Here is a 13,439-nt window from a genome sequence, read left to right on the forward strand (position 1 = left end):
TTCCTACTCGATCAAGATAAGAGGATCAATGTGGGGAGGATTTTGAAAAAATATTAATAACCAGAACCCCAGCACAAATAAGAAGCATACCTGCGATCGCCGGAAAATCTAGCTTTTGCCCACTTACCAACCAGCCCAAAAGACTGATTAATACGATTCCAGCACCTGACCAAATTGCGTACGCAATACCCGTTGGAATGGTCGACAGAGTTTGGGAGAGAAGATAAAAGGCTGTGCAGTAGCACACAATAGTTGCTACAGATGGCCATAGGCGTGTGAATCCGTCAGAGAACTTCATCAGGGTTGTACCTATGACTTCAGCTACGATGGCCCCGGCAAGGAAAATGTATGAATTCAAAATCTGACCCCATATGACAATTTAAAGCAAATATCGTATCACAAAGGGGTGGGTGAGTTTGAACACAGGAGTTATCCGCCCAAGACCTCGAAGCTGCCGTACTGAACTCATAGCGATTAGATTTCCGTTGGTGAGTTCTCCTGCCAAGAGCAAAAGAAAACTCAGGCTGATAATGCGATGGACATATCCATACAACGCAGATCTGTTTGGGCAAGTCTTGATGGGGATGTCGTTTCCTTGATAAACATAAAACCATGCTTTTCGTAGAAAGTTTGTGCGTTTGGTGTTGAGGTCAAGGTTAACTGTTTCAGCCCTCTTTTAATCGCCTCATTACATTTATAGATTTATCATGAAACGGTTTCGTTTCAACATCGTTGTTTAACAAAAGAGGGAAGTCCATTACTGGCACGGAGTTGACAAGTTACCATCATGAGCAGTGAGCAGATAATCGACTCTTGATGAGTCGATTATTCAATGCAAACGGGGCATAGTAATTCATTCAGTACAGGATTATGCAGCTCAATCAATCGACACAAAATAATTGTGAGGTTACAAATATGACGCCTACATTGCAAGGATCTCTTGTCACGCTCCGTCCTCTGCTTGAGACAGATGCTCAGCTATTGATTGATGCGGCAGCGGATGGGGAACTCTGGTCCCTGCCATTTACGGTGGTTCCGTCTGCTGATACCGCAGATTTGTACATTCAGAAAGCCCTCAAGGGGCAGATCGAAGGCACAGTCATGCCGTTTGCTGTAACGCTTTCGTCCGATCAACGTGTCATTGGATCAACACGTTTCTGGAAGATTGATAGAGAAAACCGAAAGCTCGAAATTGGTCACACCTGGTATTCACAAAGCTGGCAAAAAACAGCTGCAAATACCGAGAGTAAACTGTTATTGCTGCGGTACGCCTTTGAGCAACTGAAGTGTGTTCGCGTTCAGTTTACGACCGATGTATTGAATGAGCGCTCGCAGGCTGCCATTCTCCGTATTGGCGCGATCCAGGAAAGCATCATCAGAAATGAACGAATTATGCCTGATGGTCGAAAACGTACTTCCATACGGTACAGCATAATTGATGATGAGTGGCCGCAGGTTCGGACCAACCTTGAGCACCGCCTTTCCAGCTACAGGAAAGAGAAATAACTCGAGGTTTTGCGGACAGAAGGTCTGCTGTGAGCGAACAGCGGTCGTTACCGACACCAGCGGATTTTCATTAATGTAGCACTTCAAATTGGTATATAACTTGAATCAGGTTCGACTTCGTCACTACATATGGAAAATAAAGTGTTGATGTATAATTATTTTTTCTTATGTTAATTCATTCTAACCTGAGCTCAAGAAATCATTCTTAACGACGGAAGGCCATAAAATGAATATCGAAGCATTTGCTTTTGGCACCACCAACTGGGGTGAAGTCGAAAAAACAGAACATCCAGGGGAAACAGGCATAGCCTACTGGCGCACACAATTTTTTGGCCACAAGCCGAACCAAATCCGTGTGCGAATGGTTGAATATACCCCAGGCTACCTTGCGGATCATTGGTGCAGTAAAGGTCATGTCCTTTTATGCCTGGAGGGAGAACTCGAAACACTGCTCGCAGATGGCCGCAAATTCACTTTAACTGCGGGGATGAGTTATCAGGTTGGTGATAACGCAGAACCACATCAGTCCAGAACGGAGACAGGAGCAAAACTCTTTATTGTGGACTGACGGATTCGTCGTTGTTGCGTTTGCGATGTCCGCTCCTGGCACTGAGCAGTCGTATGAGGAGGTACTGTTTTTCACGTGAAATTTGAATAGTTGAAGGCCATAAGTACAGATGATGAGAGGCTTGAATAACCTGTGTGGTTTTGGAGTGGTTTTACCCCACTTGAAGCGTGATTTTGGGGGCATCTTTTGGAGCAGGGACATAAAAAGGGACACATTAATAGCTGCTATAACCCGCTATTAACTGTCCCAGTAATTGTTTATCGTAATGATTTATATGTTTTTTTTGAGTTTTGAAATGATTGTATTTTGTTAATTTTGCAGAATGCTATTTACTCAGGCTGTGCGTCGGGCGAGTCACACCTGATTGTTAAACTGCGTGATGTTTTGCATTCCTACGTGCTGGAGTCACTTAAATAATTACACAGCAACTTCCATAAGTAATGAGCAGCCGGTGTAAAACGATGATCGGAGCTACGCAATACATGCCACTGACACTCTCTGGCAATATGATGATCAATCGGTATTGCCGTCAATTCCCCAGGATAAGAATTAGCATTAGCGGTTTGTTCTGTCATAAAAGCAATCCCCAGTCCCGCACGGCACAGGGCTATTGCGCTGGTAAACAGATTACAGCAGTAGGATGGCCTGAACATAATCGCTTCATCGCGAAACATCGCAGTGAGATATCGCTGAAGCCCAAAATTGTCATGCATAGCAATCAGGCGATGCCGGGAAAGTTCCTGAAGCGTTACTTTCTTTAAACCAGAAATAACATGATCCTTCCTGACAATGGCACAAATGGCTCCCCGGTTATAGCTATATCGTTTAAGTGCCGGTTGCCCAACTGGACCAAATCCTACGGCCATATCCACTTCACCTCTTGCAATGAGTTCCATCGATGTTTCCATGTTGCCAGAAGTGATATCGACAAACACATTCGGGTAGATTTGGGCAAAATCGCTCACGACGTGGGTAATGATTTCCTGGACCATCCCTTGTCCAACGCGCAGCGTAACGGTCCCTCCACGCATATGGCGCATATCGCTGAGTTGCCGCTCAAGTTCATTGCGTTTTTGTTGAGTAATGGCGTAGTCATCAGCCAGTAATCTTCCTGCCTCGGTGAGGACAACGTTACGTCCTCTTTTCTCCAACAATGGCAGCTGTATTGTTCTTTCCAGAAGAGAGATTTGGCGACTGACAACCGAAGGGTTAAAGCCAAGGATGTCGGCGGCCCTGCGGATCCCACCGTACAATCCGACCATATATAAATAACGGATCGCTTTTTCTGGATAGGTGCTCAATGTCATGTTTTTGCCATTATTGTTGACCTGAAGGCAACAATAATAGCATAGGAGCCTGATTCTTTTTCAACCGGGATTCATTACATACTAATGCTAAATACCTATACGGAGAGTGTGGCAATGAAGAGCGTTGTTAATTACTTACAGAAACATACTGACCTTATCATGGAAGATATCAGCGATTTGGTACTGGCTGAGTCTCCTTCAACGGATAAAGCTGCTGTTGACCACTGTGGTGACGTTTTAAAAGCTATTTTCGAAAAGCGTCTGGGTATACAGGCTGAAACTGAAAAACAGACACATTACGGTAACCAGTTAAAATTTATTCTGGGAAAAGAGGGCCCGCAAACCACAATTTTGGGGCATTTTGATACGGTCTGGGATAAAGGGGTACTCTCACTTCGCGAAGAAGAGGGGAAATGGTATGGCCCGGGGATCCTCGATATGAAAGCCGGGATGATTCAGTCTATCTGGGCAGTTCGTGCGTTAAAAGAGAGCGGGCAGCTCGGCGGTAAGCGCATTGTTTTCCTGTGCAATAGTGATGAAGAACTCGGAAGTCCAAGTTCGAAGGAATGGATTATCCGTAATGCTACAGGATCTGAGCAAGTATTGGTTGTTGAACCGGCGACAACTCATGGTGATTTAAAAATTGCCCGTAAAGGCACTGGCCGCTACCGCATTGCTATCACAGGTCTTGCTGCGCATGCAGGCAATAATCCTGGTGAGGGGGTTAGTGCTATTGAGGAAATGGCTTTTCAGATCCTCAAATTGCGAGAGTTGAATGATCCTGAGCGCGGTACCACCGTTAACGTTGGTATTGTACGGGGTGGCAGTAGGGTCAATGTCGTCGCGGATTCTGCCGAATTAGAAATTGATTCCAGAGTGGAAAATCAGTCAGAAGCTGCACGGATCCATGATGCTATCACCCGTTTGACACCTCATTTGCAGGGTAGCCAACTCAGGATTGAAGGAGGGCAAACTCGCCCACCGATGGAACGTTCTTCAGCTTCCGAACAGCTATTTGAAAAAGCGCAAAAGATTGCGGAAATACTGGGCATTACGATTGCCGCGAAATCGGCTGGAGGTGGTAGTGATGGAAACTTCACCGCGGCGTTAGGTATTCCTACATTAGATGGACTTGGTGCGACAGGAGCCGGTATCCATGCGCTCCATGAGCATATATTACCCGAAAATATCGTTACCAGAACCGCACTGGTTGCTGGAATGATGCTTAACGATATCAATTCTGATGATGGGGCAAAATTTTAGCTAAATACATCATGCACACTCAACGACATTATTGTTTGTTATCCTCATGTAACCACTGTGGCTATATGGATTATTAATATCTTGACGAATAAATAACAGGACATATCCATGAGTGCTTTTATTATTGCGATAGTTATTACTGTCGTTGCGGCTTGGTTAATTATTAAGAATTACCAGCCGCAAACTATTTTGCTGTTAGCGGGGCTTTCCTTGTTAACAATTACAGCCATTTTCTACCCTGAAAAAAGTATCTTATATGGAAATGCAAAATCCACAGGGTCTGTCTGGATTGATATATTTGCTTTTGTAAAAGGTTCATTATCAACGCAGGTAGCAGGGATCGGTTTGATTATTATGGCGGCCGGTGGTTTCGCCAGCTATATGGATCATATTAAAGCTTCAAAGGCCATGGTTGATGTCTGCATTCGGCCGCTGGAGGCTTTAAAAGCACCTTACCTGATCCTTGCCATCGGCTACATTTTTGCGCAATTGCTCCATGTTGCCATCTCCAGTGCTGCGGGCCTTGCAATGTTATTACTGGTGACATTTTTCCCGGTCTTGGTTCGGCTTGGGGTAAGTAAGGCTGCTGCCGCGGCCATGATTGGCATGTGTGCCTTTATGGATCTTGGGCCGGCCGTTGGCACCGCGAACTTAGCTGCTGAATATGCTGGCATGGAAACAGCACTGTATTTTGCTCATTATCAGATGCCGGTAGCTGCGGCGGTGATGGTTGTCGTTTCTATATTAATCTATTTTACGGCGAAATATTTTGACAAAAAAGATGGACATGTTGTTGCGTCACAACGTGCTGTGCCTCCCGAGATTGCTGAAAAAGATGACGCGTCAGCACCTAAGTTCTACGGGTTATTGCCCATTTTTCCTGTCGTTCTGGTATTGGTGTTCAGTCCGTTGGTTGTTGATACCATTAAAGTCGATGTCGTGACTGCAATGGTTATCGGAACTATTGTCGCCTTTATTTTTGAGCTATGTGTAAAACGAAACTTTAAAGAGTGCTGCAAGGGAGTACAAGTCTTCTTTAAAGGTATGGGGAGTATGTTTACCAGTATCGTTTCATTACTGGTATGCGCCGAAATTTTCGCACAGGGATTACAAAAAATTGGTGCAGTGGATTATTTACTCGATGCGACACATAACGCTGGCTTTGGTTTCACCAGCATGACGATTGTAATGGCATGTTTGGTCGGGGTAACGGCTGTACTGACAGGATCGGGGGTTGCAGCCTTCTTTTCATTTGCCGGTATGGCGCAGTCTATTGCAACAAAGTTTGGTATGAACGCCGTACATATGCTTCTGCCGATGCAACTGATGGCTGGGATGGGGCGCGCAATGTCGCCTGTAGCCGGTATTATTATTGCCGTCAGTAAATCGGGTGAGTGTTCCCCATTTATGATCGTGCGCAGAACGGTCATTCCGGCACTTGGTGGAATCATAACTATGCTAATCGCTAATACGCTAATTTCCAGTATGTAATAGTAACCGAATACGGAAGGTTTTTATCTGGATGAACACTATGTTAAATGAAAATGTAGATAATTTACTCTATATTCCTTACTCAGGTTCTGTCCTACTCGAATCTCCTCTTCTTAATAAAGGAAGTGCTTTTAGCGAAGAGGAACGAGTGATATTCAATCTGGAAGGATTGCTACCCAATGCAGTTGAAACAATTGAGGAGCAATCCCATCGAGCATATCGCCAGTTTAGCGATTTTAAGTCTGCTATTGCACAGCATATCTACCTTAGGAACATTCAGGACACTAACGAAACACTATTCTATTATCTGGTGAATAAACATTTAGCAGAAATGTTACCTATTATTTATACACCTGTTGTTGGCCATGCATGCGAACATTTTTCTGATATTTACCGTAGGGCCAGAGGGTTATTTATCGCATGGCCGGATCGCCATAAAATCGATGATATATTGCACAATGCCACGAAACAGCATATTCGTGTCATCGTCGTCACCGATGGTGAACGGATCTTGGGACTTGGGGATCAAGGTATTGGCGGCATGGGGATTCCAATCGGCAAACTGTCTTTGTATACCGTCTGCGGTGGTATAAATCCGGCAAATACATTACCCATTCTGCTGGATGTTGGAACCAATAATTCTCAACTGCTAAATGATCCTCTTTATATGGGATGGCGTCACCCAAGAATTACCGGGGAGGAATATTTTGAGTTTGTGGATATGTTCATAAACGCGGTTAAACGTCGATGGCCTGAGGTCCTGCTGCAATTCGAGGATTTTGCTCAGCAAACGGCACTTCCTCTTCTGGATCGATACAGAGATGAGATGTGCTGTTTTAATGACGACATCCAGGGAACTGCTGCCGTCGCGCTAGGATGTTTAATGGCGGCAAGCTCAGTCTCTGGTCGTTCATTATGCGAGCAAACAGTCGTATTTCTGGGGGCCGGATCGGCTGGTTGCGGTATTGCTGAGCATATTGTTCAGCAGATGGTCGCTGAAGGCTTGTCTGAAGTGGAAGCTCGCGCCAGAATTTTTATGGTGGATCGGTTCGGATTGTTGACTGATGACCAGGCAAACCTTCCACCTTTTCAGCGACAACTGTCACAGCCTCGAACGATCGTCGAAAGCTGGGGTGTGGAAAGCGAAAAAATGACGCTGATGGATGTTGTTTGTCACGCGCATCCTACGGTGTTGATAGGTGTTACCGGCCAACCAGGCTTGTTTAGCGAAGCTATTATTAGGGGAATGTACAAGTACTGTAAGCTCCCAATAATCATGCCGTTATCCAACCCAACTTCACGGGTCGAGGCGAGGCCGGAAGATATTATTGAATGGACAGAGGGAAACGCCATTGTTGCAACGGGAAGTCCATTTAATCCCGTAATATACAAAGGAAAGGAGTATCCCGTTGCACAATGTAATAATGTTTACATCTTCCCTGGTATTGGTCTAGGGTGTCTGGCAAGCCGCGCCACACGAATTACAGAAAATATGTTAATAACGGCAAGCCGAACGTTAGCCTCTTTTTCGCCAATGAAAAGCAATAAAGATTCTCCATTATTACCGGATATAAATAATATTCAGGAAGTAACAAAAGCTATTGCCTTTAGTGTTGGTATTGCAGCGCAACGCGATGGCGTAGCCATTCGTATACCGGAGGAATCATTACTCCGCAAAATTGACGAGATTTTTTGGCATCCGCAGTATCGTCAATACAGACGGACCTCATACTGACGCTAATCAACCCCCTCTCTGGAGGGGGATTGACGCCACTCATCGATAGGGAGGTTGGATTTTGACACAATGCATCTTATTCTCAACGCAAGACACCCTTGCTGACCGATGGCGAAGGTCATGGGATATTAACCCGTTACTCAGGGAAGGCGGCAATGACAGATTATTGGTGGAAAGACCTGGTTGATCGTAATAACCAGTGGCAAGGGTTGGAACTGATCTTCAAAGAAAATCAAAGAACTGAGCCAGAGATGGAAATGCTCAGTGGCCATTTTGGGCGTATGGCATTGCAGCTCGCCGGAGAGCCGTTATTCTGGGCCTCAATGCTTGAAGATCATTCCGGCGTTTGGCTGGTTTTTAATGCAGATCATCCACGGAGCCAGGAGATATTACCTGCGGTAACTTCTGAAGATATTGAACGGATAAAAGCCAAAGGCGAGCAGGTGCGGATCGGCGAATGGTGCCGGTATTTTGTTCGTCAGTTAATGAATGCACCAACACCATTACTCTCACCGCAGCGTTGGTTGATAAGACCGATGTTACCGATTCAATGTTCATCGCGCTATTCCAGTCCCCAACCTATTGCGTTAGAAAACTGGCGTTTCTCCGCGCCAGAAAGCACTGAAAATATTAACTGCCAGTGGACGCTGTACGGTGAAGATTTCCCTGATCTGACGCAGCCGGAAAACGTCAGATTGGTTGACTGGTGGTGGGGCGGTTATTTGCTGCGGGGGCGTTATGCCATTCAACCCAATACGGGGAGAGTAAAATGGTGGCGTAAAAAATGCCGAGAGGGGATGTTGCCGCCGATTCTGGTCTGGTATATCGCCGGATTAGGATCTTATGTGATCCTCGATGGGCATTATCGATTACAGGCGGCGATCGAAGAGCAGATCCCCCCTTTATTTCTGGTGCTGAGCGAGCTTAATGAAACGGAATATCCTGCCGATGCTGCCCATCAGGCGCGTATCGTTCAGTCGCTGGAAAAGCAGCTGGCTAACAACCCCAATTACAGTGTCAATGCGGTAAATCAGACGCTGATTAGTCTCTATGACAGACGATATCTTTACGCGTCAACGCATAGCCGCGCTATTCTCGGTGAGGGAACCCAATGGGCTACGGAGGTGGAACGTTATCTGCAAAAACATCATCTTGATGCGTATCGGGACAAGATTTTTCAGCGGGTTAAGGGAGATTGATTTTTACCCTACATTTTGTCTATATAACGCGAGCCAGCTTCTGATAACTCCCGGCGGTGGCATTCAGACGGGAGTTATCGTTACTTATCTCTCCTGTTGCAACTCGATATCAGAACACCGGCAAACCCAGTCCTTGCTTCACTTCTCTTAATGTCTGCTGCGTAATCTCGTGCGCCTGCTCGCTTCCTTTTTTGAGCATCGCCATCAGCATGCCTTTATCCTGAATGTAGGTTGCACGCCGCTCGCGCATAGGCGCGATGAGTTCTTGCAAGCACACTTCCAGCTCGTTTTTGCATGTCCGGTCACCCAGTCCACCCCGTTGGTAATGCGCTTTCATTTCCGCCACTTTTGCTTTATCCGGATGAAAAGCATCGAGGTAAGTGAATACCATATTGCCGTCTATTTGCCCTGGGTCGGACACTTTCAGATGATTAGGGTCGGTGTACATTGCGCTGACCGCGCGGTGAATGGTTTCTTCGCTGGCTGACAGGAGCAATGTGTTACCAAGCGATTTTGACATTTTGGCATTTCCGTCGATCCCTGGAAGGCGGCTGGTTTCACTCAGCAGCGCTTTGCAGTGCGATAGGACGGGGGCCGGTAACAGGCTATTCATCTTATGCACTATCTCATTAGTCTGTTCAATCATTGGCAACTGATCGTCGCCGACGGGAACGACTTCGGCTTTGAAGGCCGTAATATCTGCCGCCTGACTGATGGGATAAACCAGAAAACCAACCGGTAACGAGCGAGCGAACCCTTTCTGCGCAATTTCGTTTTTGACCGTAGGATTACGCTCCACGCGAGCCACGGTGACGATGTTCATATAAAGCGCGGTTAACTCTGCGAGAGCAGGCAGTGCCGATTGCAGACAGATGGTAGTAAGTGACGGGTCTATTCCTGCGGCAAGATAGTCGGCAAGTACTTCGGGAATATTGTTGCGGATCTTTTGCGGTGTGCTGCCGTTATCGGTTAACCCTTGTAGGTCAGCCACCAATATAAACTGCTGATAATCGTGTTGCAGCGTGGCGCGCTGGCGCAATGACCCCACATAATGGCCAAGATGCAGCGGGCCGGTGGGACGATCGCCAGTGAGGATGATGGTTTTATTGTTCATGTAAGACTCCTTAGTCATAAAACCGAAAGGGGTCTCTAAATGCAAATAACCGCCTTTCGGCGGTTATTTAAAATGAGGAAAACACATTCTGACCGCCTTTAAGAAGGCAGCCACCACAGGTTGAGATTAAAACCGTTGATATCATGTTTTGTGTTCATCTAATTAACATACCACCTGGCGTAGAGGTAAAGCAATGCCCGAAGTGCTGGCGCATATCAGCTCGCTTCCAGCATGCCAAAGCTCACAATGCGCGAACGACCTAACTCTTTCGCGCGGTACAGTGCGACATCTGCGGCGCGTAACAGGTTGTCGCTCTGGGCGTGCTGCGGGTAACTGGCGACGCCTATAGAGACATCCACGTGTCCAATATCGGAAACGCCAAAGCGCAGCGACAGTTCGCGTACGCCGTTGTAGATTTCTGTAGCAAAGCGGTTAGCGGCCTGTTCATCCGTATTGGCCAGCAGTACCAGAAACTCTTCACCGCCGTAGCGGAAGGCCATGCCGCTGTCGTGGACAACGCGCTGAATAGTCGCAGCGATACTTTTAATCACGCTATCGCCAGCCTCATGGCCAAAGCGGTCATTAATACTTTTAAAATGATCGATATCGATCATCAAGCAACTGATTGGTTCTTTGTTACGCACTGCCTGGCTCATCTGGGTACGCAGTGTATCTTCAAGATGATGACGGTTGCGCAGTCCGGTTAGCGGGTCGTAGAGCGCTTTCTCCAGCAGGGCGTCACGCAGACGCTGGTTGGCTAATGCGAGGCCGAGTGCTTCTGCCATCAGCTCCAGATATGCACGGGAGGGGGCGGAATCATCGCTAAGGTTCTGGAATGAGAGCAGACCGATGGCTTCGCCCTGGGCAATCAGCGGAACACACAGGGTGTGGTGCTGGCATGACTCTGGCAGATGGTAGCAGGCGATATCGGGTTCACCTTGTACCGGAGGATGACTCTGGCCGCGGCGCACAGCCCAGCATTCGTCCGGGTGGAACGCATCCGCTTTACCCTGCGGAGAAAGCCATTGTGCAACGCAGCGCATTTGCCAGGGTTCCTGGTCCAGTATGTAAAGCCGCCCGGCAATACCTGGAGCAATATTCGGTGCAAACAGCTCTGCCACATTGATGACATCGGCAAAACTCTCGCAACCCTGCAGACGTTGCGTCATGCGCGCCAGCAGATCGCGGATTGCCCAGTCGGCATCTCGCTCTTTCTCCAGTCTCTGACGCGCCAGACCGTTCTCGCGAAATATCCGGATCGCCTGTGCCATGTCGCCTATTTCATCTATCTGGTTAAAACTGGGCGTCTCAACGGCATAATCCTGCGATGCGAGACGGTTTACGACATCGCTCAAACGCACGACGGGGTGCAGGACACGACGCTTTAAAATGAAACCGAGAACGAATAAAAACAGCAGCGCCGTCAGACCGACCATCACTTCAGAGGCCGTCCGCAGCATGCGGGATGACTGGGTTGCATCTTCAATCGTATTACGTACGCGGTTATCGAGCAGTTGGCGGAAATGATCTATCCGGTCCTGGGCGCGTTCCAGTTCCTGTTCATAGCTTTTCCCATAGAGCAGGGCAATAGCCTGCGACTCTTCTGCGCGCGCGATGCTGGCAAACGCCGCAGCTTGCTCGTCCTGCAGGGTATCAACAATCTGCAGCCCTTCGTGCAATAGCGCCAGCTCTTCATCCGTTGCTCCGAGGTCCTTGAGCTTCGACAGACGATGCTCAACAGCTTTCAGCGACGTTTCTTTCTGACGATAGGCGTCAAGCACCTCAGGATCTTTTGCAATAACATAGTCGCGTGCCAGGTCTGACAGCGACCAGGCATCGAGTTCGACTTCTTCGGTAAGTTGATCGAACTGATAACGCTGTTCTACCACCTGGCGTTCTGTGTTATCGGCGCTGGATGCCATCAGCATGACAACGCCTGAAGCGATGGTCAGGCATACCGTCGCGCTATAGGCCCAGTTGGTGATTGTGGCAATTCGCACTGATTAGCTCCTTCTGCGACGATTAATGAATACGCATGATTGCAATTATAGGAAACGCATGATTTTGCGTGAAAATAAAAAAGGCGGTCCCGAAACCGCCTTCTGTTATCGTCCTGCAATCATAAATCTGGAGGATTTTTTCCTTCTTCCATAAAGGCTTCGTCGATTCCTTCCACGTTACCTTCATGGTCACGCCCGGAAAACAGGTTCCAGCAGGTTATGAATAGTGCAGCAATCAGGGGGCCAATCACAAAGCCGTTAATGCCGTAGATCTCCATGCCGCCGAGAGTGGTAATCAAAATCAGATAGTCCGGCATTTTGGTGTCTTTACCTACCAGCAGCGGGCGCAGGATATTGTCCACCAGCCCAACGATAATCACGAAGAAGCCAACGATAAACAGCCCTTGCCATAGCTGGTGGGTGGCGAACAGGAATATTGCTGCAGGTACCCAGACGATCGCTGAGCCCACGGCAGGCACGAGGGAGAGAAACGCCATCAACGCACCCCACAGAACGCTGCCGTCGATATCCACAATTGCAAACGCGATGCCGCCAAGAATACCCTGAACCAAAGCGACGACCGCCGTGCCCTTAACGGTTGCCCGCGTCACGCCGACGAATTTGGCAAACAGGTGCTGTTTGGCAAAATCAGAAAGGGGTAATGAGTCCAGAATCTGGCGCACCAGATACGGTCCATCCTTCAGTAAGAAGAACAGCAGATACAGCATGATGCCAAAGCTGATAGCAAAGCCGAATGTGCCTTTCCCGATCAGAAATGCACTGCCAGCGAGATATTGCCCGCCTTGCAGCACGACATCGGACAGTTTTTTCTGGATCTGCGCGACATCATCCAGATTGTGTTCTGCCAGAAATCCTCTGGCCCAGTCAGGAAGGTACGAAAGAATAGAAGTGACGACTTCCGGGAACTGCGTGTCATTCTGTTGCAGTTTGGTGTATACCACGTTCAGTTCAATGGCCAGCGATGACAGGATTACCATCAGCGGGATAAAGACAATCAGACAGATAATGACGATGGTAATCAACGATGCCAGCCCGTTGCGTTCGCCAAGCGCGCTACGCAGTCTGTTTTTTACCGGGTTAAAGATAGTCGTTAATATCGCGGCCCACAAAATGGCGGAAAAGTAGGGGGACAATACATCGAAGAACGCCCAGGTCACGAGGGCAAGTATGAAAATGAAGAAACCTTTAGTCAGTCCGTTAAATCGCATTAGTAAACCCTGTAATGAGAAGCAGTC

12 protein-coding genes are annotated in these 13,439 nt (G+C 47.7%); 6 read left to right on the forward strand and 6 right to left on the reverse strand.

The genetic code is table 11. The features are described from left to right. Positions 1-25: 25 nt before the first annotated feature. Both OGY68_RS17060 and OGY68_RS17065 read right to left on the reverse strand, forming a co-directional pair. Complete coding sequence (locus tag OGY68_RS17060; RefSeq protein WP_063941528.1) at positions 26-358, reverse strand: EmrE family multidrug efflux SMR transporter; 333 nt, start codon at positions 356-358, stop codon at positions 26-28. A 161-nt stretch (positions 359-519) separates the two neighbouring features. Beyond that, entirely contained in the window at positions 520-702 is a 183-nt protein-coding gene (locus OGY68_RS17065; RefSeq protein WP_128611921.1) for a GNAT family N-acetyltransferase, read from the reverse strand. Positions 703-915: 213 nt separating this feature from the next. Here OGY68_RS17065 and OGY68_RS17070 point away from each other — a divergent pair, with 213 nt between their 5' ends. Beyond that, positions 916-1,506: a GNAT family N-acetyltransferase gene (locus tag OGY68_RS17070; protein WP_057067255.1), complete on the forward strand. Its 591-nt coding sequence runs from the start codon at positions 916-918 to the stop codon at positions 1,504-1,506. A gap of 226 nt (positions 1,507-1,732) precedes the next feature. Further along, positions 1,733-2,074, forward strand: coding sequence for a DHCW motif cupin fold protein (locus tag OGY68_RS17075; RefSeq protein WP_048226653.1), 342 nt, complete (start codon positions 1,733-1,735; stop codon positions 2,072-2,074). A gap of 392 nt (positions 2,075-2,466) precedes the next feature. Here the strand turns inward: OGY68_RS17075 and OGY68_RS17080 are convergent, their stop codons facing one another. Next, positions 2,467-3,381: a LysR family transcriptional regulator gene (locus OGY68_RS17080; RefSeq protein ID WP_032943279.1), complete on the reverse strand. Its 915-nt coding sequence runs from the start codon at positions 3,379-3,381 to the stop codon at positions 2,467-2,469. A 114-nt stretch (positions 3,382-3,495) separates the two neighbouring features. On the opposite strand from OGY68_RS17080, the gene OGY68_RS17085 reads away from it, so the two are divergent. The 4 genes from OGY68_RS17085 (at position 3,496) to OGY68_RS17100 (ending at position 9,069) form a co-directional block, all read left to right on the forward strand. Next, positions 3,496-4,644 carry a M20 family metallopeptidase gene (locus tag OGY68_RS17085; RefSeq protein WP_286617286.1) on the forward strand — a complete coding sequence of 383 codons (1,149 nt, stop codon included), beginning with the start codon at positions 3,496-3,498 and terminating at the stop codon, positions 4,642-4,644. A 108-nt stretch (positions 4,645-4,752) separates the two neighbouring features. Beyond that, on the forward strand, positions 4,753-6,135 hold the full coding sequence (gene dcuC / locus OGY68_RS17090) for a C4-dicarboxylate transporter DcuC (RefSeq protein ID WP_032943282.1): 1,383 nt from the start codon (positions 4,753-4,755) through the stop codon (positions 6,133-6,135). A gap of 40 nt (positions 6,136-6,175) precedes the next feature. Beyond that, a complete protein-coding gene (locus OGY68_RS17095) occupies positions 6,176-7,870 on the forward strand; it encodes an NAD-dependent malic enzyme (RefSeq protein WP_286617461.1) in 1,695 nt (564 codons plus the stop codon). 155 nt (positions 7,871-8,025) lie between these two features. Continuing rightward, on the forward strand, positions 8,026-9,069 hold the full coding sequence (locus tag OGY68_RS17100; RefSeq protein WP_057067222.1) for a ParB/Srx family N-terminal domain-containing protein: 1,044 nt from the start codon (positions 8,026-8,028) through the stop codon (positions 9,067-9,069). 109 nt (positions 9,070-9,178) lie between these two features. Here OGY68_RS17100 and trpS read toward each other — a convergent pair whose 3' ends face one another. From trpS to OGY68_RS17115, 3 genes are all read right to left on the reverse strand, one after another. Continuing rightward, entirely contained in the window at positions 9,179-10,183 is a 1,005-nt protein-coding gene (gene trpS / locus OGY68_RS17105; RefSeq protein WP_032943285.1) for a tryptophan--tRNA ligase, read from the reverse strand. 215 nt (positions 10,184-10,398) lie between these two features. Further along, the gene (locus OGY68_RS17110) at positions 10,399-12,183 is read right to left on the reverse strand and encodes a diguanylate cyclase (RefSeq protein ID WP_057067223.1); all 1,785 of its coding nucleotides are present in this window, start codon (positions 12,181-12,183) and stop codon (positions 10,399-10,401) included. A gap of 119 nt (positions 12,184-12,302) precedes the next feature. After that, entirely contained in the window at positions 12,303-13,412 is a 1,110-nt protein-coding gene (locus OGY68_RS17115) for an AI-2E family transporter (RefSeq protein WP_003832733.1), read from the reverse strand. Positions 13,413-13,439 lie beyond the last annotated feature (27 nt).

It is taken from the genome of Citrobacter sp. Cpo065 (assembly GCF_030332805.1).
Lineage (GTDB): Bacteria > Pseudomonadota > Gammaproteobacteria > Enterobacterales > Enterobacteriaceae > Citrobacter > Citrobacter portucalensis.